At 70.0% G+C, this 25,376-nt stretch carries 21 protein-coding genes; 3 read left to right on the forward strand and 18 right to left on the reverse strand.

Annotated features, from left to right (window positions below; translation table 11 throughout):
- Positions 1-280: 280 nt before the first annotated feature.
- Positions 281-1,564 carry a glutamate-5-semialdehyde dehydrogenase gene (locus U9J66_RS15810; protein WP_326338042.1) on the reverse strand — a complete coding sequence of 428 codons (1,284 nt, stop codon included), beginning with the start codon at positions 1,562-1,564 and terminating at the stop codon, positions 281-283.
- 165 nt (positions 1,565-1,729) lie between these two features.
- Complete coding sequence (locus tag U9J66_RS15815; RefSeq protein ID WP_014910596.1) at positions 1,730-2,176, reverse strand: type II toxin-antitoxin system PemK/MazF family toxin; 447 nt, start codon at positions 2,174-2,176, stop codon at positions 1,730-1,732.
- 152 nt (positions 2,177-2,328) lie between these two features.
- Between U9J66_RS15815 and U9J66_RS15820 the strand changes: the two genes are divergently transcribed.
- Positions 2,329-3,078 carry an SDR family oxidoreductase gene (locus U9J66_RS15820; RefSeq protein ID WP_161110354.1) on the forward strand — a complete coding sequence of 250 codons (750 nt, stop codon included), beginning with the start codon at positions 2,329-2,331 and terminating at the stop codon, positions 3,076-3,078.
- A gap of 7 nt (positions 3,079-3,085) precedes the next feature.
- Here the strand turns inward: U9J66_RS15820 and U9J66_RS15825 are convergent, their stop codons facing one another.
- The 16 genes from U9J66_RS15825 to U9J66_RS15900 all read right to left on the reverse strand — a co-directional run bounded on the left by U9J66_RS15825 (position 3,086) and on the right by U9J66_RS15900 (position 22,916).
- The gene (locus tag U9J66_RS15825; RefSeq protein WP_326338044.1) at positions 3,086-3,973 is read right to left on the reverse strand and encodes an alpha/beta hydrolase fold domain-containing protein; all 888 of its coding nucleotides are present in this window, start codon (positions 3,971-3,973) and stop codon (positions 3,086-3,088) included.
- A gap of 109 nt (positions 3,974-4,082) precedes the next feature.
- Positions 4,083-5,246 (reverse strand): glutamate 5-kinase, encoded by a 1,164-nt coding sequence (gene proB / locus U9J66_RS15830; protein ID WP_042284805.1) that lies wholly within the window; start codon positions 5,244-5,246, stop codon positions 4,083-4,085.
- A 96-nt stretch (positions 5,247-5,342) separates the two neighbouring features.
- Entirely contained in the window at positions 5,343-6,707 is a 1,365-nt protein-coding gene (obgE, locus tag U9J66_RS15835) for a GTPase ObgE (protein WP_042284803.1), read from the reverse strand.
- A 132-nt stretch (positions 6,708-6,839) separates the two neighbouring features.
- Positions 6,840-7,097 carry a 50S ribosomal protein L27 gene (rpmA, locus tag U9J66_RS15840; protein ID WP_014909492.1) on the reverse strand — a complete coding sequence of 86 codons (258 nt, stop codon included), beginning with the start codon at positions 7,095-7,097 and terminating at the stop codon, positions 6,840-6,842.
- Positions 7,098-7,110: 13 nt separating this feature from the next.
- The gene (rplU, locus tag U9J66_RS15845) at positions 7,111-7,422 is read right to left on the reverse strand and encodes a 50S ribosomal protein L21 (protein ID WP_014909257.1); all 312 of its coding nucleotides are present in this window, start codon (positions 7,420-7,422) and stop codon (positions 7,111-7,113) included.
- 270 nt (positions 7,423-7,692) lie between these two features.
- The gene (locus U9J66_RS15850; protein WP_326338047.1) at positions 7,693-10,803 is read right to left on the reverse strand and encodes an Rne/Rng family ribonuclease; all 3,111 of its coding nucleotides are present in this window, start codon (positions 10,801-10,803) and stop codon (positions 7,693-7,695) included.
- Positions 10,804-10,961: 158 nt separating this feature from the next.
- Positions 10,962-11,744, reverse strand: coding sequence for a TIGR03936 family radical SAM-associated protein (locus U9J66_RS15855; RefSeq protein WP_326338048.1), 783 nt, complete (start codon positions 11,742-11,744; stop codon positions 10,962-10,964).
- Between the two features lie 660 nt (positions 11,745-12,404).
- Positions 12,405-14,342 (reverse strand): TIGR03960 family B12-binding radical SAM protein, encoded by a 1,938-nt coding sequence (locus tag U9J66_RS15860; RefSeq protein WP_014911927.1) that lies wholly within the window; start codon positions 14,340-14,342, stop codon positions 12,405-12,407.
- A gap of 167 nt (positions 14,343-14,509) precedes the next feature.
- Entirely contained in the window at positions 14,510-15,691 is a 1,182-nt protein-coding gene (gene rodA / locus U9J66_RS15865) for a rod shape-determining protein RodA (protein WP_017533778.1), read from the reverse strand.
- A complete protein-coding gene (gene mrdA, locus U9J66_RS15870; protein ID WP_014912752.1) occupies positions 15,691-17,796 on the reverse strand; it encodes a penicillin-binding protein 2 in 2,106 nt (701 codons plus the stop codon). The genes rodA and mrdA overlap by 1 nt, the downstream gene beginning before the upstream one ends.
- 4 nt (positions 17,797-17,800) lie before the next feature.
- A complete protein-coding gene (gene mreD / locus U9J66_RS15875) occupies positions 17,801-18,361 on the reverse strand; it encodes a rod shape-determining protein MreD (RefSeq protein WP_161110357.1) in 561 nt (186 codons plus the stop codon).
- Entirely contained in the window at positions 18,358-19,257 is a 900-nt protein-coding gene (mreC, locus tag U9J66_RS15880) for a rod shape-determining protein MreC (protein WP_017533776.1), read from the reverse strand. The genes mreD and mreC overlap by 4 nt, the downstream gene beginning before the upstream one ends.
- Before the next feature lies 1 nt (position 19,258).
- The gene (locus U9J66_RS15885; RefSeq protein ID WP_014913012.1) at positions 19,259-20,293 is read right to left on the reverse strand and encodes a rod shape-determining protein; all 1,035 of its coding nucleotides are present in this window, start codon (positions 20,291-20,293) and stop codon (positions 19,259-19,261) included.
- A gap of 279 nt (positions 20,294-20,572) precedes the next feature.
- Positions 20,573-20,977, reverse strand: coding sequence for a nucleoside-diphosphate kinase (gene ndk / locus U9J66_RS15890; RefSeq protein WP_014910389.1), 405 nt, complete (start codon positions 20,975-20,977; stop codon positions 20,573-20,575).
- A 166-nt stretch (positions 20,978-21,143) separates the two neighbouring features.
- Positions 21,144-21,530: a DUF4233 domain-containing protein gene (locus U9J66_RS15895; RefSeq protein WP_042284799.1), complete on the reverse strand. Its 387-nt coding sequence runs from the start codon at positions 21,528-21,530 to the stop codon at positions 21,144-21,146.
- A gap of 36 nt (positions 21,531-21,566) precedes the next feature.
- On the reverse strand, positions 21,567-22,916 hold the full coding sequence (locus tag U9J66_RS15900) for a bifunctional folylpolyglutamate synthase/dihydrofolate synthase (RefSeq protein WP_026124858.1): 1,350 nt from the start codon (positions 22,914-22,916) through the stop codon (positions 21,567-21,569).
- A gap of 111 nt (positions 22,917-23,027) precedes the next feature.
- On the opposite strand from U9J66_RS15900, the gene U9J66_RS15905 reads away from it, so the two are divergent.
- Both U9J66_RS15905 and U9J66_RS15910 read left to right on the forward strand, forming a co-directional pair.
- The gene (locus U9J66_RS15905; RefSeq protein ID WP_326338052.1) at positions 23,028-24,284 is read left to right on the forward strand and encodes a hypothetical protein; all 1,257 of its coding nucleotides are present in this window, start codon (positions 23,028-23,030) and stop codon (positions 24,282-24,284) included.
- A gap of 155 nt (positions 24,285-24,439) precedes the next feature.
- Positions 24,440-25,336: a hypothetical protein gene (locus U9J66_RS15910; RefSeq protein WP_326338053.1), complete on the forward strand. Its 897-nt coding sequence runs from the start codon at positions 24,440-24,442 to the stop codon at positions 25,334-25,336.
- Positions 25,337-25,376 lie beyond the last annotated feature (40 nt).

Here is a 25,376-nt window from a genome sequence, read left to right on the forward strand (position 1 = left end):
GGGGAGGGCGCTCCTGAATCGAGTGCGGGAAGAGCACCGTTTGACACCACAGTGAAAGTACCGAGCTATGCCCGCTTTGGGAATACTTGGTCAGAGAAGATTCGCTGCTGTCCAGGTTTCCACCAGGAGAACGATTGTCGTGACACGCGTGACCTGCGTTACCTCTGTTGTGTAAGAGATCCTCGAAGGAGGCCCGTCTCGACGGGGAAAGGCGGAGGGGCCGCCCGATTCATCGGACGACCCCTCGTTATCGGAACCGTCACGGCCCCGATTCCCTTGTTCACCTCACGTGACCGTCCCCGGTGACCACGTACTTGGTCGACGTCATTTCGGTGAGACCCATCGGGCCCCTGGCGTGCAGTTTCTGGGTGGAGATACCGATTTCCGCCCCGAATCCGAACTCGCCTCCGTCGGTGAAGCGGGTGGAGGCGTTCACCATCACCGCCGCCGAATCCACGCGGGCCACGAAGTAGCGCGACGTGCTCAGTGAATCGGTGACGATCGCCTCGGTGTGCCGGGTGGAGTAGGTCCGGATGTGGGCCAGTGCCTCGTCGACGTCGGACACCACCCGCACGGCCAGATCCATGGACAGGTACTCGGTGGCCCAGTCCTCCTCGTCGGCCTCGACCACCGTCGCCCCCGTCGGGTGCGTCTCGGCGATCTCCAGGACCCGCCGGTCACCGTGGACGGTGACCTCGGCCTCGGCCAGCGCGGCCAGGACCTTCGGCAGGAAGGCCTCGGCGATCGCGTCGTGCACCAGGAGCGTCTCGGCGGAGTTGCACACCGAGCAGCGCTGCGCCTTGGCGTTGACCGCGATGGCCACCGCCTTGTCCAGGTCGGCGTCGACGTCCACGTACACGTGGCACAACCCCTCGCCGGTCTCGATGACCGGGACCGTGGAGTCGCGGACCACCGCCTGGATGAGGGAGCGACCCCCGCGCGGGATGAGGACGTCCACCAGCCCCCGCGCCCGCATCAGCGCGGTCGAGGACTCCCGGGTACGTCCCGGGACCATCTGGATCGCGTCGACCGGGACCCCGGTCCCCTCCAGCGCGTCCCGCAGCACCCCCACGATGGCGGTGTTGGAGGCATAGGCGGAGGAGGAACCGCGCAACAGGGCCGCGTTCCCGCTCTTGAGACACAGGGCGGCCGCGTCCACGGTGACGTTGGGGCGTCCCTCGTAGATGATCCCGATGACCCCCAGCGGGACGCGGATCTGCCGCAGGTCCAGACCGTTGGGGAGCACACCGCCGCGGACCGACTCGCCCACCGGGTCGGGCAGCTCGACGATCTCCCGGACCGCGTCGGCGATGGCCTCGATCCGCGCCGGGGTGAGGGTGAGACGGTCGATCATGGCCGGGCTCGTGCCGTCCCGCCGTGCGCGCTCGACGTCCTCGGCGTTGGCCGCCGTGATCTCGTCGGCCCGCTTGACCAGGGCGTCGGCGATCGCCGCCAGGGCGGTGTCCTTCACCGAACGGCTGAGCGTGGCGAGGTCGACCGCCGCGTTCCCGGCGCGCTCGGCCACCGCGTGGACCTCGCGCTCGATGTCGCTGTTGACTGTCATCTACCCGTTTTCCTAGTTCAGGTCCGCTGTGAACGGCGTCGCCCGCCACGTCGAAGGGACACCGGATCGAGGATCATCCCAGCGTATAGCGGACTCCCGGAGAACACACGGGATCGTCCACGGAGTGGGACGGCTCTCCCCCGTCGGGAAGGGCCGCCCCCACGGTCAGCGCCAGCCGTAGCGGTCGCGCAGGACGGCGGCGATCCGCCAGAACAGCTCCTCGTCCATCACGGCGGCCTCCCGACGGATGGCGGCCTCGTCGAACTCGAAGAGGCGGTCCATACGGACGTAGGAGTCGCGTCCCTCCCGGTCCCAGGGGCCGGAGCCGATCGGCAGCCAGTCCTGGCGCTCGTGGTCGTCCGGGCGCTGGGTGGAGAACATGAGGCCGTGCAGGCGCCGGCCCTTGCGGCCGATCACGAGCAGAGGACGGTCCTTGCCCTGACCGGCGTCCTCCTCGTAGGGCACCCAGGTCCACACGATCTCGCCCGCGTCGGCGAGTCCGTCCTTCTCCGGCGCGTAGACGAGCTTGGTGGCGTTGCGTCCGGTGGGCACCTCACGGACGTCGCCCTCGTTCGGATGGGGGTCGCTTTGCTGTGTCGTCTGTTGGCTCACGGTCGCATCCTAGGTCGTTTCCGGGGGCGGTCGGGGCGTTCCCGTCTCCCACGTCGTCCGAGGCCGGGAGGGGTCGGGGCGCGCGCCTCGGGGACCGCCCCGTACGATGCGCCGAACGACGCTCTACCGGACCGACCGCTCGGAGGACGCCCATGGGCAGGGGAACGATCATCATCACCGGAGCCTCCTCGGGCCTGGGCGCGGAGATGGCCCGTGGTTTCGCCGCGCTCGGATACGACCTGGGGTTGTGCGCGCGCCGCGTGGAACGTCTGGAAGGGCTGCGGTCGGAGATCTCCTCGGCCCACCCCGAGCGGCGGGTGGTGATCGAGGCGCTGGACGTCGACGACCACGAGGCGGTCTTCCGGGTCTTCGGAACGCTCGCCGAGGAGCTCGGGGGCGTGGACCGGGTGATCGTCAACGCCGGGCTCGGCAAGGGGGCGGCGCTCGGGACGGGGCGTTTCGACGCCAACCTGCGGACCGCCACGACCAACTTCGTGGGCGCGCTCGCCCAGACCGAGGCGGCCCTGGAGATCTTCCGCGCTCAAGGGCGGGGCCACCTGGTGATGATCTCCTCGATGTCGGCGTTGCGCGGCATGCGCAAGGCCATGACGGTCTACTCGGCGACCAAGGCCGGGGTGTCGTCCCTGGCCGAGGGGGTCCGCTCGGAGCGGATCCCCGGGGTCGACGTGTCCGTGATCCACCCCGGCTACATCCGCTCGGAGATGAACGAGCACGTGCGGCAGCGGACCCGTTTCATGGTGGACACCGAGGTGGGCGTGCGTTCGATGATCTCCGCCATCGAGAGGCGCCGGGCCAAGGCCTACGTTCCGGCCTGGCCGTGGGTGCCGATCGGGTTCGCGATGCGGGTCCTGCCCCTGTCGGTGGTCCGCAGACTCACCTGAGCGCCGGTCACAGCCCCCGCAGCCGCCTCAGGATCCGGTCGCGCGCCCGCCGTCCCTCCGGACACGGGACCAGCGGATAGACGTGGAAGAGCCCCTCGGCCTCCTCCAGATCCACCCGGACCCCGGCCCGACGCATCCGTTCGCAGGCCAGTCGCACGTCCGGAAGGAACAGGTCGTGCGTGCCCACGTAGACGTCGGTGGGCGGCAGCCCCTCCATCGAACCGTGGAGGGGGCTGAGCTCGGGCACGGACGGGTCGTCCCCTCCCGCCCAGGCCTCGGCGCTGATCCGTAGCCCGATCGAGGCCAACCAGGGGTCCCGCGGCTCGATCTCGGCGATCTCCGGGTTGGTCATGGTGGCGTCCACCCACGGGGAGACGAGGATCGACCGTCCCGGAGTGGGGAGCCCCGCACCGATCGCCCGCTGCGCCAGGGCGAGGGCCAGACCGCCACCGGCCGAGTCCCCGGCGAGGGCGACCCTCCGCGCGGGCACCGCGTCGATCAGTTCCCGGTACACCCTCTCCAGGAACGGGAGGGCCTCCCGGTGGGTGTGCTCGGGGGCCAGACCGTACAGGGCGACCTCGACCCGCGTCCCCTGGTCGGCCATCCGTCCCGCCAGCCACCAGTGCCACGGGGTGATCGGGCCGACGTAGGCGCCTCCGTGCAGGTAGAGCACGGCCCGTTCCGGAACCCCGCCCCTCTTCGGCAGGACCGTGTAGACCGACCGCCCGGCCACCTCGCGCCGTCGCACGACGTGTCCCGGAAGGAGGAGTCCCGGCGGGATCGCGACCCCCTCGGACCCGGCCAGGCGCGCGCGGGCGGCGCGTTCGGTGGCCATCCTCGGCTTGCGGGTGGCGCGCAGGAGCAGGTTCAGGGCTCGGACGGACGGGCTCGGCACGGGGGATCGTTCTCCTTCGGGCGGTGCTGACGACAGCCTCACACGGCCCGGGACGACCCGCCCCGCGGCCCCTCCCCCGTCCCGGGGAGGGGCGGCGGCGATGTTCGGTTCAGAGGACGACGAGGTCGTCGCGGTGGACGAGCTCACGCTCGTAGGACGGACCCATCTCCCGGGCCAGCCAACGCGTGGAGCGTCCCATCAGGTCGGGGACCTCGGCCGCGTCGTAGTTGACCAGCCCTCGGGCGACCACCGCACCCGACTCGTCGCGCAGGTCGACGGGGTCTCCGGCGCTGAACTCGCCCCACACCTTCACCACTCCGGCGGGCAGCAGCGACGCCTTCTCCCGGACCACGGCCTCGACCGCGCCCGGGTCCAGGACGAGACTGCCCCGACCCGCCGTGGCGTGGGCCAGCCACAACTGCCGGGCGGAGGGGCGACGGCCGTCGGCCGGGGCGAAGAAGGTGCCCACCCGCTCTCCGGCCAGCGCGGCGCGGGCGTTGGCCGCGGAGGTCAGCACGGTGGGCACCCCCGCCTCGGTGGCGATGCGCGCGGAGTCGACCTTGGTGACCATCCCACCGGTCCCCACCCCGCGCTTGCCGCTGCCGCCGATGTCGATGCCGTCGAGGTCGGAGCGGTCGCGCACCAGACGCACCACCGAGGTGCCCTCTTCGGAAGGGTTCCCGTCGTAGAGGGCGTCCACGTCCGAGAGCAGCACCAGGGCGTCGGCCCGCATCAGGTGCGCCACCAGGGCCGCCAGACGGTCGTTGTCGCCGAAGCGGATCTCGTGGGTGGCCACGGTGTCGTTCTCGTTGACGATCGGCAGGGCACCGATGTCGAGCAGCCGCCGCAGCGTCCGCTGGGCGTTACGGTGCTGGACCCGTCGCATCATGTCCTCGACGGTGAGCAGGACCTGGGCCGCGGTGAGACCGTGCGCCGCCAGCTCGGCGGTGTAGGCCGCCACCAGCAGCCCCTGGCCGACGCTGGCCGCGGCCTGCTGCGCGGCCAGGTCCCGGGGGCGGCGGGCCATCCCCAACGGGCTCATCCCGGCCGCGACCGCGCCGGAGGAGACCAGGATCACCTCCTGTCCCAGTTCGCGCCGGGCCGCCAGGTCCGCGACCAGGTCGCGGATCCGTCCGGCGTCGATCAGACCGTCCGGGGTGGTCAGTGAGGACGATCCCACCTTGACCACGACCCTCCGGGCCTCGGCCACGGCCCGGCGACCGTCCGCTTCCAGAGGATCGACGTACTGCTGTCGGGTGTCTGCGCTGTGCACCGCGAGGAGCTTTCCATCCGTGGCACGCGCCCGGCCCGGGCGCGTGCGCTACCTGTGTGGATCCGGCTGGTGTGGAGCGGTCGGTCCCCGCGCGGGTCAGCCCAGCCGGGCGTCGGTTCCGCGCGGGCCGGACGGGACGGCCTCGGCGTCGAGCGAGTTGTCCCAGTCGAAGACCACCGAGTCCTCCTCGGTGCCGATGTGCACCTCGGCGCCCTGGGTGGCGCCGGCCTTGGCCAGGGCCTCCTCGATACCGAGACGGTTGAGACGCTCGGCGAGGTAGCCCACGGCCTCGTCGTTGGAGAAGTCGGTCTGACGCACCCAACGGGTGGGCTTGTCGCCGCGCACCTGGAAGGCGTTGCCGCCCAGGGCGACCACCTCGAAGGGGGTGTCGCCGATCATCTTGGGTCGCAGCACGATCCGGGTGGGCTCGGCCACGGGGGCGGCGCCGCGCGCTGCGGCCACCTGCTCGCCCAGGGCGAAGGAGAGTTCGCGCAGACCCTCACGGGAGGCCGCGGAGACCTCCATGACCTTGTAGCCGCGCTCCTCCAGCATGGGACGGACCAGCTCGGCGAGGTCGCGGGCCTCGGGGACGTCCACCTTGTTCAGCGCGACGACGCGCGGGCGGTCGGACAGGTCCACACCGGTCCGCTCACCGTAGGCGACCAGTTCGGCCTCCAGGGCCTCCAGGTCGCTGACCGGGTCACGGCCTCCCTCATAGGTGGCGCAGTCCAGGACGTGCAGCAGGGTCGAGCAGCGTTCGATGTGCCGCAGGAACTCCAGACCCAGGCCCTTGCCGTCGCTGGCGCCGGGGATCAGACCGGGCACGTCGGCGATCACGTACTGGGTGGTCCCGGCCTCCACCACGCCCAGGTTCGGGACGAGGGTGGTGAACGGGTAGTCGGCGATCTTGGGGCGCGCGGCCGACATCGAGGCGATCAGGGAGGACTTGCCGGCGCTGGGGAAGCCCACCAGGCCCACGTCGGCGATGGTCTTCATCTCCAGGCGCACGTCGACGGCCTCGCCCTCCTCGCCCTTGAGGGCGAAGCCGGGGGCCTTGCGCTTCTTGGAGGACAGCGCCGCGTTGCCCAGGCCGCCGTGGCCGCCCTGGGCCAGGACCAGACGGGTGCCGTGACCCACCAGGTCGGCGACGAACTCACCGGCCTGCGTGGTGACCACGGTGCCGTCGGGCACGGTCAGGATCAGGTCCTCGCCGTTGGCCCCGGCGCGGTTGCCGCCCTGACCGGGGGTGCCGTTCTGGGCCGTGCGGTGGGGCCTGCGCTGGTAGTCGAGGAGGGTCGCGGCCTGCGCGTCCACCTCCAGGACGATGTCGCCGCCACGGCCGCCGTTGCCGCCGTCCGGACCGCCCAGCGGCTTGAACTTCTCACGATGCACGGAGGCGCAGCCATGCCCGCCGTTCCCGGCCTTGACGTGCAAGACCGCCTCGTCGACGAAGTCAGGCATTGTTCTCCCCGTTGATCGTCGGCCACCGTCTCCTGACGGGGCCGGTACAGCACACGTGTCACCTGGTGACAACAACGAGGGCGGGCCAGTGTTCCCTGGCCCGCCCCCGAAGAAATCGCCGTCCGGCGCGACCTAGACCGCGGCCGGGACGATGTTGACGGCCTTGCGGCCGCGGAAGTTACCGAACTTGACCTCGCCGTCGACCAGGGCGAACAGCGTGTCGTCGCCACCGCGGCCCACGTTCGCACCGGGGTGGAACTTGGTTCCACGCTGACGGATGAGGATCTCGCCGGCCGAGACGGTCTGACCGCCGAAGCGCTTCACGCCGAGGCGCTTGGCGTTCGAGTCACGACCGTTCTTGGTGGAAGAAGCGCCCTTCTTGCTTGCCATGTGTCCAGGCCTCCTACTTCGCCGCGATGCCGGTGACGCGCACCTGGGTGTGCTTCTGGCGGTGCCCCTGGCGCTTCTTGTAACCGGTCTTGTTCTTGTACTTCATGATGTTGATCTTGGGGCCCTTGGTCTCGCCGAGGACCTCGGCGGTGACCGTGTAACCGCTCAGCTTGTCCGCCTCGCTGATGACGTTGTCACCATCGACCACCAGGATCGGCTGCCACGTGATGGTGGCACCGGTCTCGTCGGAGACCTTGTCGATGTTCAGGACGTCATCGACAGACACCTTTTCCTGTCGGCCGCCCGCTCGCACGATCGCGTACACCGGTGAACTCTCTTCCTGCTCGCTCAACGAATAATGCGCTCACTCAGGACCGTGATGCCACGATCCACAAATCGCCTGTAGCGGGGCGCGGGGATCTGAGGGAAACAAACCCACCTTGATGGAGAGCACTGCGGTCTCGGGGCGCGCGAACATTCGAGGCGCGCCGACGCACCGTCCATCAGATTACCATCGCCCCGACACAGGCCCGCACAGATGCTCTGGTCCGGACCGGTTCGTCACCGATCCGGACCAGATGTCGTCCCGCCCGTATCAGCCCGCGTCGACCGTGGTCTCGCCCGAGGGCGAGGACACCGCGGTCCTGGTCCGCCGCGTACGGCGGCGCTTGGGCCGTTCGGTGGCGCTCTCGGCGTCACCGTCGGCGGTCGTCCGTGTGGTGGAGGCGTCCGAGTCGTCCTCCACCGTCGCCCGCTCACCCTCACCGGCGTCGACCTTGGCGGTCTTGCGGGTGGTGGTGCGCCGGCGGGTCCTCTTGACCGGGGCCTCCTCCTCGGAGGGGGCCTCGGCGGCCTCCTTCTCCTCGGTGGGCTCCGTCACGGCCTCGGTGGGCTCGTGGGAGGTCGCCTCGGTCTTCTTCGCCCTGGAGGCGCGCTTACGGGTCTTCTTGGCGGGGGCCTCCGCCGCGACCTCGGTGTCGTCCGTTCCCTCGGGAGCGGCCGTCTCCGCGGTCTCCTCGACCCGCTCGGCGTCCTTGTCGGACTTGTCGGCCTTCTCGGCGGCCTTACGGCTCCGGGTGCGCTTGGCGGGCTTGTCGGCCTTCTCCGAGCGTCCCTCGTCCGCGGCGGGCGCCTCGTCGGTCTCCACGGCGACGGCCATGTCCTCGACGGGCTCCTCGACCTTCTCGGTCCTGTCCGTCTTCTCGGCCTTGTCGGAGGCCTGGTCGGCCTCGCCCTTGCCCTTCTTCTTCTTGCGACCGCCGTTGCCGCCGCCCTTGTTCTCCACCGGTTCGGTGGAGAGCAGCAGGCCTCGACCGTTGCAGTGGTCACAGGTGTGCGAGAAGGCCTCCAGCAGCCCCTGTCCGACCCGCTTACGGGTCATCTGGACCAGGCCCAACGAGGTGACCTCGGCCACCTGGTGCTTGGTCCGGTCCCGGGACAGGCACTCCAACATCCGGCGCAGCACCAGGTCGCGGTTGGACTCCAGCACCATGTCGATGAAGTCGATGACGATGATGCCGCCGATGTCGCGCAACCGGAGCTGACGGACGATCTCCTCGGCCGCCTCCAGGTTGTTCTTGGTGACCGTCTCCTCCAGGTTGCCGCCCTGGCCGGTGAACTTACCGGTGTTGACGTCGACCACGGTCATGGCCTCGGTGCGGTCGATGATCAGCGAACCACCGCTGGGCAGCCACACCTTGCGCTCGAGCGCCTTGTTGATCTGCTCGTCGATCCGGTAGGCCGCGAAGACGTCACGGTCCTCGGTCCAGTGCGACAGCCGCTCGGAGAGGTTGGGCGCCACGTAGTCGACGTACTCGTGGACGGTGGTCCAGGCCTCGTCACCGGAGACGACCAGGCTGGAGAAGTCCTCGTTGAAGACGTCGCGGACGACACGGACGGTCAGGTCGGGCTCGCTGTTGAGCAGGGACGGGGCGCCGGCCGACTTGGACTTGCGCTTGATGGAGTCCCACTGCTTGGCCAGACGCGTGATGTCGCGCTCCAGCTCCTCCTCGCTGGCGCCCTCGGCCGCGGTCCGCACGATCACGCCGGCGCCGGAGGGCATCACCTTCTTGAGGATCTGCTTGAGGCGGGCGCGCTCCTTGTCGGGGAGCTTACGGCTGATCCCGGTCATCGAACCGCCGGGCACGTACACCAGGTAGCGGCCGGGCAGGCTGATCTGGCTGGTCAGACGGGCGCCCTTGTGGCCGATCGGGTCCTTGGTGACCTGCACCAGGACGGACTGACCGGACTTGAGCACCGACTCGATGCGCTTGGGCTGGCCCTCCAGACCGAAGGAGTCCCAGTTGACCTCGCCGGCGTACAGCACGGCGTTACGGCCCTTGCCGATGTCGACGAAGGCGGCCTCCATCGACGGCAGCACGTTCTGCACGCGACCCAGGTACACGTTGCCCACGTAGGAACGGTGGGTGGCCCGGTCGACGTAGTGCTCGACGAGGACGTCGTCCTCCAGGACCGCGATCTGGGTACGGTCGCCGGTCCGACGGACCACCAGGTCGCGCTTGACCGCCTCGCGGCGGGCCAGGAACTCCGACTCGGTCACGATCGGGGCGCGACGGCGTCCCTGCTCACGCCCCTCGCGGCGGCGCTGCTTCTTGGCCTCCAGACGGGTGGAGCCGCGGACCGCCTGGACCTCGTCCTCGATGGGACGCTCCTGGCGCGGCTCGCGCACCTTGACCACGGTGTTGGGCGGGTCGTCCACGGCGGTCTCGCCACCGGAGCCGGAACGTCGCCGCCGACGACGGCGGCGACGGCTGCTACCGCGCTCCGAACCGTCCTCGGAGGTGTCCTCGGAGTCCTCGGAACCCTCGTCGTCGGCCGTGTCGGTCTCGGAGGCGGACCGGTCGTCCTTGTCACGGCCTTTGGCCGTGTCGGTCTCGCCGGAGGCGTCGCCGCGCTCCTCGTCCTCGGTGCTCTCCTCGGCGCCGCGCGAACGGCCGCGTCCACGACCGCCCCGACGGCGCCGACGACGCCCGGGACGCTCCTCGGCGCCGGTCTCCTCGGCGGCGGAGGCCCGCTCGGTCTCCTCGGGCTCCTCCACCTGCTCGGGTTCGGGCTCGACCTCCTTGCGGGGTCGGGTCGGAGCGCTCTCCTGCGCCACGGGGGGCTGGAAGAGCATGCCTCCGGGAGGGGTGAAGAGCGCGCCCGCCGCCTCGGCGGTGGGGGTGGTCTCGTCCTCCTCGGCCTCGACCGGCTCGGGCGCGGGGGTCTCCACGCTCTTGGTCGCACGGGTGCGCGTCCTGGAACGAGAGCGGCTCCGGCCGCTGTTCTCCTTCTCCTCGGTCGCCTCGACCCGGGTCTTGCGCGACCCTTCGTCGGGCTCGGCGGCGCGCGAGTCGACGCGTCCCTTCTCCCGGGACGCGCGGCCTCCCGCCGCCGCCTCGGAGATCTCCTCGGGGCGACCCGCGGCGCGCACGGTGCGCTTACGCGAGGTGGAGGTCCGGACCGAGGTCTTGACCGTACCCACCTCACCGGAGCCGGCGAGGGTGGTCACCGGGGCGGCCGGCGGGGTGAAGACCTCGTCCGGTTCCGGGGGCGGTCCCGCCGCGCGGCGAGCGCCCTTGGCGGGCGCGGGTGTGGTGACCCGGACCCCGCCGTCCCCCTTGGAGGGCGTCGCCGCCTTCTTCTCGGTTGTTTCAGTTGTACCCACGGCGCCTTCGGCACCGTTGTTGGGCTCGTTGTCGAGCATCCGGGCGGTCTCCCGTCAGAGCCCTCGGGCACACCGCGACCTTACGGCCCGCGGCGCGGCTCACGAGAGCTGTCGTCGCTGTGTCAGCGCCGACGGCACCTGGGTGCCGCCGGGGCAGAGTCCTGTGGTTCCGCCCATGTCCCCCGCCGTAAGACCACTCATCGGCGTGGGCCCGTCATGGGCGGTGACGGCCGTGGTGCGCGGGTGCGTCGATCGTTCGTCTCATCGTTCGCGGACCCGGTGCTCTCGTTGGTGGGAGCCTCGGTCCGGTCCGCGTCGAACGGGTCGGCGATCGCACCTGTCACCTCGTCCAGTGGCCCCTGCGCCAGCCGGGTCATCATGGGAGATGACGGCGGCGCGAGGTCGGCCAGTCGACGAAGGCCGGTCAGCACGTCGTCCGGTCGCACAGCAGGTGTCGTGTGCCGTACGACCATTCGAAGTATGGCATATGTCGCGTGTCGCTCCCCTGGGACGCGCCCAGAGGTCCCACCGCTCACGTCGATGTCGAGAACGGCCGGGCGGGTGTCGAACCGGCGTCGACCCTTCTTCGTCACCCGTTCCACTTCGACACTGTCGGTGGCCAGGTAGGCGTCCACCGCTCGGGTGGCCTCGTCGGGGTCGACACCGTCCATCCTCACCTGCCACAGGGAGGCCTGGAGGCGATCGGCCAGACCCGGGATACGGGCCTCGACGACCTCGACGACGTCGATGCCCTCGGGCATGGCCGCGTCGATCGCGTCCCTGACCTGTTCGGGTCGGCGGCCCTCGGCGAGGGTGAGCTCAAGATACTCCGCCTCGCTGGCGACCCCTGTGGGGGCCGCACCGGTGTAGGAGATCTTGGGGTGCGGTGAGAAGCCGGCGGAGAACGCCACGGGTACGGAGGCCCTGCGCAGGGCTCTCTCCAGTGCCCGGGCGATGTCACGATGGCTCGCGAAACGCATGCGTCCGCGTTTGGCGTAGCGGACGCGAAGCCGTTGGCCGGGTTTGGTGTTGGAGGGTGAGGTGGTGCCCTCGTTTACGGGGGGCAGCTCAACTCCTTTCCTCGTGTCCCCCTGCGTATGGGCCGGTGGTCGGCGACCCGAAGGGGCTGTTCCTCGTCCTGTTCAGCGTACGGTGCGCCGTGGTGCACCCGCGCCGGCAGGACCGCGCTTACCGATATCTCCCCCGCCGACCCCCGATCGAAAAGTCCCGACCGGGTCCAAGAGGGGCTCGGAGCGGTGTTCACCACCAGAACACGGGGGTCGCGGAAAAAAATCCAAAGAAAATCCGCAACCCATGGCAACCGCCCACCGCACCCGCGAGTCTTACTTCACGTACGGCCCGGCGCGAGCGGGGCGCCGGGCCGTACACCTTCTCCCCGGGCGGCTCCCCCATGAGAGCGAAGAGCACCCGGCGCGCGCATTTTACTCCTTTTTCTCCCAGGGCACCCGAGGCCCGGATCTCGTCATGTCCGGCCCCTCGTCCCACACCCCCACTCGGACCCTCCCCATCGAGGAACGCCCGAGCGTCGCCCCGTACCCCTCCGCCTCTCCCCCACGCCCCTCGGACACACCACGGGCGCGCGGAGAGGCTCTCCACGCGCCCGTGGGCGATCGAACGGGTCAGATCACGGACAGGGGGAGCATCGGCCGTCCCCCGGCGTCGTCGTTGATCTGGATCTCTGTCCCCATGGTGGGGCAGACACCGCAGTCATAGCAGGGGTTCCAGCGGCAGTCGTCGATCTCCAACGACTCCTCGCCGTGCAGAGAGTCCTGCCAGTCCTGCCACAGCCAGGAGCGGTCGAGACCGGCGTCCAGGTGGTCCCAGGGCAGGACCTCCTCCTCGGAACGCTCGCGGGTGGTGTACCAGTCCACGTCCACTCCGGTTCCCGCCAGCCCCTCCTCGGCCGCCTTCATCCAGCGGTCGTAGGAGAAGTGCTCGCTCCAGCCGTCGAAGCGACCGCCCGCGTTCCAGGCCTCCTCCACGACCCGGGAGACCCGACGGTCCCCTCGGGACAGCAGTCCCTCGATGATGGAGGGGCGCCCCTCGTGGTAGCGCAGACCGATGGACTTCCCGTACTTGCGGTCCCCGCGCAGACGGTCCCGGAGCTTGCGCAGCCGGGCGTCGACGTCCTCGTGCGAGGTCTGTCCGGCCCACTGGAACGGGGTCTGCGGCTTGGGGACGAACCCGCCGATCGAGACGGTGCAGCGGATGTCCTTGCGACCGGTCACCTCACGGCCGGTGCGGATGACCTCGGTGGCCAGGTCGGCGATGGCCAGGACGTCCTCGTCCTCCTCCGTGGGCAGGCCGCACATGAAGTACAGCTTCACCTGCCGCCACCCCGCCGCGTAGGCGGCGGTGACGGTACGGATGAGGTCCTCCTCGGTGACCATCTTGTTGATCACCCGACGCATCCGCTCGCTGCCGCCCTCGGGCGCGAAGGTCAGACCGGAGCGGCGACCGTTACGGGTCAGCTCGTTGGCGAGGTCGATGTTGAAGGCGTCGACCCGGGTCGAGGGCAGCGACAGACCGGTGTTGGTCCCCTCGTAGGTGTCGGCGAGGTTCTTGGCGATATCGCCGATCTCGCTGTGGTCCGCGCTGGAGAGCGAGAGCAGCCCGACCTCCTGGAAGCCGGAGTTGCGCACGCCCTCCTCCACCATCTTCTGCACGGTCTCCTGGTTGCGCTCGCGGACCGGGCGGGTGATCATCCCGGCCTGGCAGAAGCGGCAGCCGCGGGTGCAGCCGCGGAAGATCTCCACGCTGTAGCGTTCGTGCACGGACTCGGCCGTCGGGACGATCGGGCTCTTGGGGTAGGGCCACTGATCCAGGTCCATGACGGTGTGCTTCTGGACCGTGTTCGGCACCCCGTCGCGGTTGGGGACGTAGGCGGCGATCCGCCCGTCCTCGTGGTAGGAGACGTCGTAGAAACGGGGGATGTACACCCCGCCGGTGGCGGCCAGGCGCAGGAGCAGCCCGTCACGGCCCCCGGGCTCGCCCTCCTCCTTGAACTCGCGGATGATCTCGGTGATGGCGATGGAGATCTCCTCGCCGTCCCCCAGGACGACGGCGTCCAGGAAGTCGGCGATGGGCTCGGGGTTGAAGGCCGAGTGGCCGCCCGCGAGCACGATCGGATCCTCCTCGGTCCGGTCGGCCGAGCGACGAGGGATGCCCGCCAGGTCCAGCGCGGTGAGCATGTTGGTGTAGCCCATCTCGCTGGCGAAGCTCAGACCCAGCACGTCGAAGGCGCGGATCGGCCGGTGGGCGTCCACCGTGAAGTGCGGGACGCCGTGCTCGCGCATCAACCGCTCCAGGTCCGGCCAGACGGCGTAGGTCCGCTCGGCCAGAACGCCCTCGCGTTCGTTGAGGACCTCGTAGAGGATCTGCACCCCCTGGTTGGGCACGCCCACCTCGTAGGCGTCGGGGTACATGAGCGCCCAGCGCACCGTCGCCTCGTCCCAGTCCTTGACCACGGAGTTGAGCTCACCGCCCACGTACTGGATCGGCTTTCCCACCTGGGTCAACAGGGGTTCGAGGCGCGGGAAGAGACTTTCGACGGACATGGTGTGGGCCTTCGATCGGCGGACAACGTGTCTGGCCGGGGCTGACGCCCGAGCGGTGCGTTCCGGGCCGGGTGCACGGGCGCACGATGTCACCAGGCTAACCGCTCTCGAAGGACCACTCCCCTGGACCGCGTGCTCCGGGGCTCGTTCGGGCCCCGGAGCCGACCTCACTCGAAGCCGCGGTCCCGGGAGTCGACCCCCAGCACCAGCCCCAGGGCGAGCATGTTGGCGAGGATGGCGGTACCGCCGTAGGAGACGAACGGCAGCGGCAGACCGGTCACCGGGAGGATCCCCAGGCCCATCCCGATGTTGATGAAGGCCTGGAAGCCGAACCAGGTGGCCACCCCCACGCACAGCAGGCGCGGATAGGGCGTGTCGCACTCCCGGGCCACCCGCAGGATCCGCCAGATCACCACGGCGAAGAGGACGATGATCGCCCCGGCCCCGACGAAGCCGAGTTCCTCTCCGGCCACCGTGAAGATGAAGTCGGTGTGCTGCTCGGGCACGAACCGGCCGTGGGTCTGCTCCCCCTGGAACAGCCCGGTGCCGTCGAAGCCGCCCGACCCCACCGCGATGAGCGCCTGGGCCGAGTTGTACCCCGCGCCCTGCGGGTCGGCCGCGGGGTCCATCAGGGTGGCGATGCGGTCCACCTGGTAGGGCTCCAACAGGTCGAGCCACCACACCATGAACGCCCCGAAGGCCCCGGTGGCCAGCATGCCGGCCACCCACACCACCGGGGCGCCGGACAGGGTGAGCATGCCCAGGAAGATCGCGCACAGCACCAGGGTGGTGCCCAGGTCGGGCTGGAGCATGACGAGCCCGAGCGGGACCGCCACGGCCAGCAGGCACAGGAGCACGTCGCGGGTCATCGGCCGCGTCTCGCCGTCTCGGGGTTCCCCCAGCAGTGTGGCCAGGAGCAGGATCAAGCCCACCTTGGCCAGCTCACTGGGCTGGAACTGGAAGCCGGCGATCACGATCCATCCGCGCGATCCGTTGATGACCGCGCCCAAGGGCGTGAGCACCAGGATCAGGCAGACGACCGTCACCCCGTAGACGATCGGGGCGTAGGCGCGGACCGTCCGATAGTCGAGGCTCGCCACCACCAGGCACACCACCGAGGCCACGCCCAGGTGCGCCAGGTGGCGGATGAGCGCGTCGATCGTGTCCCTGGGGTCGCCGCCGTCCCCCGGCAGGGTCGCCGACCAGACCAGGAGCGCCCCGATACAGCCCAGGACGAGCACCGAGACGATCAGGATCCAATCCAGGCGCCGGACGCTGCCCGCCGCGGTGGCCGCGGTGCGCCCGAACCCGGAGCCCTGGTTCCGGGGCATGCCCATGTGGATGTTCATCATCGCTCCAGGGGATCGATGGAACCGTCCGTGCGGACGGTGGGCAGGTCGGAGTACGGCTTACCGCCGGGCAGCAGCTCCTTACCGCCCCCGAGCCCATAGATGGCCTTGTAGATGTTGCTGGCGATGGGCGCGGCCGTCTCACCACCGGTACCACCCTGCGAGACCAGCACGACGACCGCGTACCGCGGATCGTCGGCGGGCGCGTAGGAGGCGAACCAGGACGAGACCTGTCGCTGCTCGGCGTCGGCGCTACCGGTCTTGCCGGCGACGGCCACCTGGTCCTGCGGGAAGTCGCCGAAGGCGCCGCCACCGGTACCGGAGCGGGTCACCTCGGTCAGGGCCTCCTGGAGGTAACGGATGGTCTCGTCGCTGACCGGGACCTCCTGCTTGACGGTCGGCTCGATGGGTTCGACCCGCGAACCGTCCGCGGAGACCAGGGCCTTGGCCACGCGGGGCTCGTACAGGGTGCCGCCGTTGGCGATGGCCGCGTAGGCGGAGGCCAACTGCAACGGACTGACCAGCACGTCGCCCTGGCCGATCGCGAAGTTGACGGCCTCGTTCGCCCGCCACTCGAAGCCCTCCACACAGTGCTCGTGCGCGAGCTGTTTGAGGTAGGCCGCGTGGGACGGGTTGCTCTCGGCGATGTCCGGATAGCCGTCCTCGGCGCGGGCGCAGTTGGCCTCCCGGGTCTCCTCCCAGAAGGTGCGCTTCCACTCACGGTCGGGGATGCGCCCCCCGGTCTCGTAGGGCAGGTCCACGCCGGTCGGCGAACCGAAGCCGTAACCGCGGGCCATCTCGGCCATGGCCTCGTCCGGGTCTCCGTCGGGGTGCAGGCCGCCGTCCTTGAGCCACATCTGGTAACCGAAGTTGTAGAAGACGGTGTTACAGGAGGCGACGATGGCCTGCTTGAGGGTGATGCTGCCCTGCCCCGCGCCCGCGTAGTTCTCGTAGCTCTGGCCGGCCAGGGTGACCGACCCGGGACAGGCGTAGGTGCTGCGCAGGGAGTACCCGTTCTCGACCGCGGCCGACAGCGACGACACCTTGAAGGTGGAGCCGGGCGGGTAGGTGCCCTGGACCGCTCGAGAGAGCAGGGGCTCGCCGGCCTCCTCGCTGAGCATCTCGTCGAAGGTCTTCTGGTCGATGCCGCCCTGCCAGATGCTCGGATCGTAGGTGGGCATGCTCGCCATGGCGACCACGCCGCCGTTGGTGACGTCCAGGACGACGGCCGCGCCCGAGTCCGCCTTGTACTTGGGGCGGGCTCCGGCCATACCCTCGGCGAGCGCCTTCTCCGCGGCCTTCTGCACCTCGATGTCCATGTGGGTGATGAGGTGGCGACCGGCCACGGGGAGCTCCTCGGAGATCACGTCCATGACCTCGCCGTGGTTGTTCACCCCCAGCGTGCGCAGACCCGGGGTACCGCGCAGCTCCTTGTCGTAGACGGCCTCCAGACCGTCACGACCCACCTGGTCGACCCCGGTGAAGCCGGTGCGCAGCTCCTCCCTGGCGTCCAGCTCCTCCTGGGTCACCGGTTGGAGGTAGCCGAGCATCTGGCCCGCGTGCTCGCCCTGGGGGTACTCGCGCACGGCGTGCGCCTGCGCGGTGATCCCCGGGAAGTCGTCGGACTTCTCCATGATCTGGAGCGCGAGGGGCCCCTCGACGTCCTCGGCGAGGGTGACGGGCTGATAGGGCGATCCGGGCCAGCAGGGACGCTCCACCTCGGGGCCGCACAGCCGCATACGCTGCTGGAGTTTCTCCAGGGGGATGTCGAGCACCTCGGAGAGGTCGCTCAGGACCTTCTCCCCGCCGTCGTCCATCCTCTGCAACTCGTGGTAGTCGGCCGAGACGATGAGCTCGGTGCGGTTGTTGACCAGGGGGCGTCCGGCCGCGTCCAGGATCTGGCCGCGGGTGGCGGGGACGACCAACTCCTGGTGATGGTTGGCCACGGCCAGCTCACGGTAGTGGTCGGCCATGGGCACCTGGAGATACCACAGCCGACCGATCAGGACCGCGAACAGGGACAGGACCAGGAACTGGGCGAGGATCAGACCGAGCCGACCGAGCCTGCGGCGCGGTACGGCGGGGTCGACCGGCAGTCTTCGCATGAGGTCACCACCCGCCCACGGAGGTCGGACCCTGGATCGTGGCGTACTCGTCCTCCGCCAGGAGCGTGCGCGCCCACAGGATCGGCAACAGGACCAGCGGCCCGAACAGGGTGGTCAGCAGCGTGCCGATACCGACGTTGGAGGCCACCGCGGACACCGTGATGTGCGCGTCCCCCATGATCATCCCGACGAGGGCGTACCCCAGGCCCACGCCCACGGAGGCGACGGCGGTGACGCCGACGGCCGCCCAGCGCGAGACCCGGGCCCCGCTCCCCCCGCCCAGACCGGCGTTGGAGTGCAGCAGCGAGATCAGGTAGGCCGCCACGCAGAGCACCAGGGTGTAACGCCCCATGGGGTGCTCGGCCGGCGGCAGGACGTCCATGGCCAGACCCGCCGCGAAACCGCACGCGGCGGCCGCGGCGGGCCCGGTGGTCAGGGCGACCGCGACCACGGCCGCCAGGACCAGGTCGGGGCCGGGCCCCCACTCGAAGGGGAGCCGATTGACGACCGTGGCCTGGACGAGCACCGTGACGGTCACCAGGAACAGCGTTACCAGAGCCCTCACTGGTCCCCCTTCGGGTCGGGCTTGGGCGGCAGGACGGAGTCGCGCGGGTCCTCCGCCGGTCCCTTGACGACCACGCCCACCATGTCCAGCGCGGCGAAGTCCACCGCGGGGGTGATCCGGGCGATCCGGCTGAGCGCTCCGGGCGCCACCTGGACGTCGTCCACGGTCCCGATCGGGACCCCGGGAACGAAGGGCGCCCCCTCGTGCGAGCCGAGGGTGACCACCCGGTCCCCCTTCTCGATCGGGGCCTCCATGTCGAAGAGCTCCAGGGTCATGTCGGCCTCCGGACCGCCGAGGACGCTGCCGCCGGTGATCGAGCCGATCTTGCGGGTCCCCTCCAGCCGGGCTCCGACCGAGGAGTTCACGTCGGTGGCGAGCTTGACGGTGGAGGTGCGCGGCCCCGCCTCGACGATCCGACCGACCAGACCGGAGCCGTTGAGCACGGTCATGTCCTTGCGGATACCGGATTCGGTTCCGGCGTCCAGGGTCGCGGTGTGGGCGTAGCCGTGGGCGGTGGTGCGGGTGACGGACTGGGCCGGAACGATCTCGTAGCCCCCGAGGCCCGACAGGTGCAGCAGCTCGTCGAGCTGCTCGGAGCGGTGTTCGTCGATCCGGGTGGAGTCGAGCTCGGCCCGCAGTTCGGCGTTGGCCGTCTCCAGCTCGGCGATGCGCGCGGCGCTCTCGTGGCTCTTGCGCAGCCCGTCGTAGAAACGGCCGGCGGGCTCGGCGAACACGCCCACCCCGGCCGAGGCCGGCACGAAGGCGATTTCTCCGCCGGCCCTGGCCAGCGAGGTCACCGCGTCGTTCCCCGGTCGGGAGTCCAGGACCATGAGGACCAGGGCCGCCGCGACCAGCACGGCGAACAGCACGCGGGACCGTGAGGAGTCGCGGAGCATGTCAACGCCGCCGTTCCGGAACGAGGACCTGGTGGAGACGCTCGTAGTTCTCCACGCACGTCCCGGAGCCGACGGCGACCGAGTCGAGCGCGTTCTCGGCGACGTGGATGGGCATCCCGGTCTCGTGCAGGAGACGCTCGTCGAGTCCGCGCAGCAGGGCCCCGCCGCCGGTGACGGCGACCCCCCGGTCCATGATGTCCCCGGACAGTTCGGGCGGGCACTTGTCGAGGCTGGTGCGGACCGCGTCGATGATCGCGGTGACCGGCTCCTCGATGGCCTGGCGCACGTCCGATTCGGACATGACGATGGTCTTGGGCAGACCGCTGATGAGGTCGCGGCCGCGCACCTCGGCGTGGAGCTCCTCCGCCCCCGTGGGGTAGGCGGATCCGATGGCCACCTTGATCTCCTCGGCGGTGCGCTCCCCGATCATCAGGGAGTACTCCTTCTTGATGAAGGTCATGATCGCCTGGTCGAGTTCGTCCCCGCCCACCCGGATGGACTGCGAGGTGACGATGCCGCCCATGGAGATGACGGCCACCTCGGTGGTGCCGCCGCCGATGTCGACGACCATGTTGCCGGTGGGTTCGTGGACGGGCAGCCCGGCGCCGATCGCGGCGGCCATGGGCTCCTCGATGATGTAGACCCGGCGGGCCCCGGCCTGGTAGCCGGCCTCCTTGACGGCGCGGTGCTCGACGGAGGTGATGCCGCTGGGCACCGCGACGATGATCCGGGGTTTGGCGAAGTGCCGACGCCGGTGGATCTTCTGGATGAAGTAGCGGAGCATCCGCTCGGTGACCTCGAAGTCGGCGATGACGCCGTCCTTCAGTGGGCGGATCGCGGTGATGTTGGTGGGTGTGCGCCCGATCATCTGCTTGGCATCGATACCCACCGCCACGATCTTGCCGGTCGAGGTGTTGAGCGCGACCACTGACGGCTCGTTCAGGACGATCCCGCGGCCGCGCACGTACACCAGTGTGTTGGCGGTACCAAGGTCGACGGCCATGTCCCGGCCGAGAAATGCAAGGTTGTTCGGCATGTCACGTCCTCAGAGGCGCCGTGGCGGGCGTGTGCGCGCGGAGCGACCTCGGGTAGCCGTTCCGACACGGTATGTATCCAGTCCTCCGTATCGTAACGGTCCGCACTTAGTCCGCTACGCAAACACACCGAATCGTTGCCTCACCACCGGACGGACACCGTGGAGAAGGTCGCGGAAACGACGAACGCGCCCCCGAAGGGACGCGTCGTACGGGATCGGAGCCGATGTTCGACACGGGCGCGGGCGCCCCGATCACCGGCTCCGGCGATCTTCCACGGTCTACAGGTCCGGGAAGAACAGCTTGATCTCACGCTCGGCCGAGTAGGTGGAGTCCGAACCGTGCACGATGTTCTGCTGGACCTCCAGGGCGAAGTCGCCGCGGATGGTGCCCGGGGCCGCGGTCACCGGGTCGGTGGCGCCGGCCAGGGCGCGGAAGGCCTCGATGGAGCGGTCGCCCTCGACCACCATGGCCACCAGCGGACCACCGGTGATGAACTCCACCAGCGAGTCGAAGAACGGACGCGAGGCGTGCTCCTCGTAGTGCGTCTTCGCGGTGTCGGTGTCGAGCGTGCGCAGCTCCATCGCGACCAGCTTCAGGCCCTTGCGCTCGATGCGCGAGATGACCTCGCCGATGATGTTGCGGCGGACACCGTCCGGCTTGATGAGAACGAGAGTGCGCTCCACGTGCGTTTCAACTCCTCACTGCCCCCGCACGGCGCACGGGGGCACGAGGCCCGCGGCGTGGCCGCACGCGGTGGAATGTACGGGTGTGCGTCCGGGACCAGGGGGTGGGAGGGAGACGATCCGCCTGTCGCGGACCCGAGGCCCGCCCGCCCGGACGTGCGTCACACTATCGCGTTTGGGAACCGGGCGCGGTGACCGCGCCCTCCTCGTCCTCGGCCGCCTCGGCGTGCGCGGCGTGGACCGCCCGGATCTCGTCGACCCGACGCCCCATGATCACGCCGATGACCCACAGCGACCCGAAGATGATCGCGACCAGCAGCGCCCCGCTGATCATGAAGGACGTGAAGAGGAAGGCCGCCTGAAGCGCCCAGGCCGCGTAGTGCGCCCAGGTCCGCTTCTGGAGTCCGGCCAGGAGCAGGGCGGCCACGGCCATACCGCCCCAGACGCCGCCGGCCACGGCCGGGTCGACGCCCTCAAGCTGGATGGCGATGGGGATCGCCAGGCCGATCACGATGGCCTCGAACACGAGGACTACGGCACAGACTGTGCGCACGTCGGTCTTCCCTTCGTAGGTGGGTCTCCCCGCCCTCTACTCTCCCGAGCCGCGCATCAGGTGCACGGCGTCGCCGGAGGTCACCACGGAACCGGTGACCAGCACGCCGACCCCGCCGAACTCTCCGCCCTCCTCGGCCAGGCCCACGGCCCGGTCGATGGCGTCGTCGAGTCGGGGGGCCACATGCACGCGATCCTCACCGAAGATCCCCTCCGCGAGCGCGGCGAGGTTCTCCGGGTCGAGGGAGCGGGGAGAGGAGTTACGGGTGACGACGATCTCGTCGAGCAGCGGTTCGAGGGGGTCCAGGATCCCCTCGACGTCCTTGTCGGCCATGACGGCCACCACACCGATCAGGCGGGAGAAGGTGAAGGCCTCCTCTACCGCGGCGGCCGTGGCGATCATCCCGGCCGGGTTGTGCGCCGCGTCGGCGATGACGGTCGGGCTGGTGCGCACGACCTCCATACGCCCCGGCGACTCCAGACCGGCCAACGCCTCGGCGACGATCACCGGATCGAGACCGATGGCGTCCTCGGAGGCGGAGAAGGCCTCCACCGCGGCGATGGCCACGGCGGCGTTGGATGCCTGGTGTTCTCCGAACAGCGGGAGAAAGAGGTTCTCGTAGTTCCCGGTGAGGCCCTTGACGGCGATCTGCTGACCGCCGACGGCCACCTCACGGGAGACCACCCCGAACTCCAGCCCCTCGCGGGCCACCGTCGATCCGACCTCGGCGGCGCGCCGGACCAGGACCTCGGCGGCGGGGACGGGCTGTTGCGCCAGCACGGTGACCGAGTCCGGCTTGATGATGCCCGACTTCTCCTCCGCGATGCCGTCCAGGGTGTCGGGCAGGTACTCGGTGTGGTCGATACCGATCGGTGTGACCACCGCGACGTCCCCGTCCACCACGTTGGTGGCGTCCCACGTCCCGCCCATGCCGACCTCCACCACAGCGACGTCCACGGGGGCGTCGGCGAAGACGGCGTAGGCCATGACGGTGAGGATCTCGAAGAACGACAGCGGGGCGTCGTTCATCGAGTCGGCCATCTCGATGTAGGGACGGATGTCGTCGTAGGCCTCGACGAACCGCTCCTGGGAGATGGGCTCACCGTCGACGACGATGCGTTCGCGCACCGTCCTCAGGTGCGGGCTGGTGTAGCGGCCCACGCGCAGACCGCGACCGCGCACCAGGGCGTCGATCATCCGCGCCGTGGACGTCTTGCCGTTGGTCCCGGTGATGTGGACGACCCGGAAGTTGCGCTGAGGGTCGCCCAACAGGTCCAGAAGCGTACGGACGCGGTCCAGGCGGGGATCGATGTCGGTCTCGGGCGCGCGGGAGAGGATCTGCGCGGTGACCTCGGCGTAGCGCTCATGGGCGCCCGCGCCGCTCACGGCGTCTCGATGGTCGGGGTGTACACCCGCGCCAGTGTACGCGGCCTCGCCCGGCGTCCGGATCCGGACCGGCCGTGCGAGGCCGGATGTCATGGAGACCATACTTGGGATATGCCGAACCCTGACTCCTTCTTCTTCTCCGAATGGGCCCAGCGCCGCCCCGGACGCACCCGGAGCCTGGACCGGGCCGCCGCCCTCCTCAGGGAGCTGGACCTGGACACCGAACGGACACCGGTGCTGGGGGTCGTGGGTTCCAAGGGCAAGGGGAGCACGGCCACCGTGGCCGCGGCGTCGTCGGCCGCCGCGGGCCTGCGGACCGTTCTGGTGACCGGGCCGAGCTTCCGCGGCTACCGGGAGCGGGTCAGGGTGGACGGTGTCTCCGTGACCGACGCCGAACTGGAGGCCCTCGGGGCGGAGATGGACGTGGCCCGCCGCCGTCTGCCCACGGTGGAGGAGAGCGGCGGCCACCTCGCCCCGAGCGGTCTGTTCCTGATGGCCGGTCTGCTCAAGGCCCGCGAGATCAGCGCCGACGTGTGCGTCCTGGAGGCGGGCATCGGCGGCCACCGTGACGAGCTGCGTCTGATCGGCCCCGAGGTGGTGGCCCTCGGGAAGGTCTTCGCCGAGCACGTGGGGCTCCTCGGCGACACCGTCCCCGAGATCGCGCGGGAGAAGACCCGGGTGGCCGGCGAACGCACCCGCGCCCTGGTGAGTCTTCCCCAGAGCGCCGAGGTGACCCCGGTCGTCGAGCGGGCCCTGGCCGAGGCGACCGAAGGACGGGTCCTCCCCCACGTCGTGGATCCCGAGGCTCCCGGTATCGAACCCCCGCTCGAACTGCGCCCGCCGGGCCTGTCCGCCGCCTCGGGCGTCCTCGGCGTGGCCGCCGCCGAGCACATGCTGGAGGTCCTGGACCGCGGTCCCCTGCCCACCGAGCGGCTGCACCGTGTCCTGGAGACCCTCCACCTGCCCACCCGACTCTCCGAACACCCGGTGCCCGGAAGCGCGACCGCACGCGTGCTGGTGGACTCGGCTATCGAGCGGGTCGGGGCCGGGATCGCCCTCGACCGCGCCCGCTCCCTGTGGGGCGGGGTCGACCACGTGCTCCTGTGCCTGCCCGACCACAAGGACGTGCCCGGCGCGGTGGACCTGTTGAGGGATCTTCCGGTGACCGCGGTCCGCCTCCCCGAGGCCCACCTGCGCTTCGAATACGAGCTGCCCGAACACTGGGGTCGTATCGACGCCGAGGACCTCTCCCCCGAGCTCATCGCCTCGCTCGGCGATCGGATCCTGGCCATGGGCACCGTCTACTTCACCGGCCGTATGGCCGAGGCGCTGGACGTGCCCACCGACCGCCTCTTCACCCCGCTCTGACCTCGAGCGACGTTCCGGCCGGGTCACATACCCCCCGGATCTCGAAAAGCACCACCACCCGGACGAAGAGCCCGGCATGCTCGTTTCCACCCGTTCCCGTCGGTCGGCACCCCTTAGAGGGCGTTCTCGACCGTCATCGGACCCCAGGAAGCCGTATGCCCACACGAGAGCACGAGATCCCCCTCCGGTTGGTGCAGAACCGACCCGACATGGCCCCGGCCCTGCTGGAATCCCTCGGCATCGAGGTTCCACGCCACACCGAGGCGCTCAACACCAGTTCGGTCCTGACCAACTGCGACCCCAAGGAGTTCAACAGCGACGGAGCCGTGGTGCTCCGCGAGGGCACCGAGAACGTCATGGCCGTGGTGATCGAACGCCAACACGGCCACGACCAGGGAAAACGGCGCAGCTGGCCCGCCTACCTGGTCACCCTCCACGTCCGGCTGAGGTGCCCGACGGTGCTTCTGGTCCTGTGTCCGACCGACGCCGTCGCGGCGTGGTGCGCCCGACCGATCCGGACCGGCCACCCGGGCTTCGACCTGGCGCCCCTGACCATCGGCCCGGGCAGGACCCCCAAGGTCACGGGGGTCGAGAGGGCACGAGCCCTCCCGGAACTGGCCGTATTGTCCGCCCGTGCTCACGGCGACGACGATCCGGAGGCGCTGAAGGCGATGGTGGAGGCGCTGAATTCCACGGCCGAAGAGAATCGGACGTTCTATTATGACTACGTTCTGGCAGGTCTCAACGAGGCCGCCCGGAAGGAACTGGAGGGCTTGATGAGCGTGGGCACCTACGAGTGGCAGAGCGACTTCGCCCGCAAATACGTCGGCATCGGACGCGAAGAAGGGCGAGAGGAAGGCCGGGAAGAGGGCCGCGAAGAGGGGCGAGCCTACGAAGCGGCCCGAAGCGTCATCACCATCCTCGAATCCCGAGGACTCACCCTCACCCCCCACACCCGCCGACGCATCGAAACCTGCACCGACCTCCACACCCTCGAACAATGGATCCCCAAGGCCATCGAGGCCGACACACCCGAAGACCTCTTCACCTGACCACCCACGACCGGCCCATCTCTCATGGTCCGACGTGAGG

It is taken from the genome of Nocardiopsis sp. LDBS1602 (genome assembly GCF_035818715.1).
Lineage (GTDB): Bacteria > Actinomycetota > Actinomycetes > Streptosporangiales > Streptosporangiaceae > Nocardiopsis > Nocardiopsis alba.

Bases quoted from the DNA above. Each gene is read 5' to 3' on its own strand.
- obgE (WP_042284803.1), bottom strand. From the start codon at position 6,707: ATGCCTGACTTCGTCGACGAGGCGGTCTTGCACGTCAAGGCCGGGAAC.
- U9J66_RS15885 (WP_014913012.1), bottom strand. From the start codon at position 20,293: ATGCCGAACAACCTTGCATTTCTCGGCCGGGACATGGCCGTCGACCTT.
- rodA (WP_017533778.1), bottom strand. From the start codon at position 15,691: ATGAACATCCACATGGGCATGCCCCGGAACCAGGGCTCCGGGTTCGGG.
- U9J66_RS15860 (WP_014911927.1), bottom strand. From the start codon at position 14,342: ATGTCCGTCGAAAGTCTCTTCCCGCGCCTCGAACCCCTGTTGACCCAG.
- U9J66_RS15810 (WP_326338042.1), bottom strand. From the start codon at position 1,564: ATGACAGTCAACAGCGACATCGAGCGCGAGGTCCACGCGGTGGCCGAG.
- U9J66_RS15910 (WP_326338053.1), top strand. From the start codon at position 24,440: ATGCCCACACGAGAGCACGAGATCCCCCTCCGGTTGGTGCAGAACCGA.
- mrdA (WP_014912752.1), bottom strand. From the start codon at position 17,796: ATGCGAAGACTGCCGGTCGACCCCGCCGTACCGCGCCGCAGGCTCGGT.
- U9J66_RS15850 (WP_326338047.1), bottom strand. From the start codon at position 10,803: ATGCTCGACAACGAGCCCAACAACGGTGCCGAAGGCGCCGTGGGTACA.
- U9J66_RS15855 (WP_326338048.1), bottom strand. From the start codon at position 11,744: ATGCGTTTCGCGAGCCATCGTGACATCGCCCGGGCACTGGAGAGAGCC.
- U9J66_RS15905 (WP_326338052.1), top strand. From the start codon at position 23,028: ATGCCGAACCCTGACTCCTTCTTCTTCTCCGAATGGGCCCAGCGCCGC.
- U9J66_RS15820 (WP_161110354.1), top strand. From the start codon at position 2,329: ATGGGCAGGGGAACGATCATCATCACCGGAGCCTCCTCGGGCCTGGGC.
- rpmA (WP_014909492.1), bottom strand. From the start codon at position 7,097: ATGGCAAGCAAGAAGGGCGCTTCTTCCACCAAGAACGGTCGTGACTCG.
- mreC (WP_017533776.1), bottom strand. From the start codon at position 19,257: ATGCTCCGCGACTCCTCACGGTCCCGCGTGCTGTTCGCCGTGCTGGTC.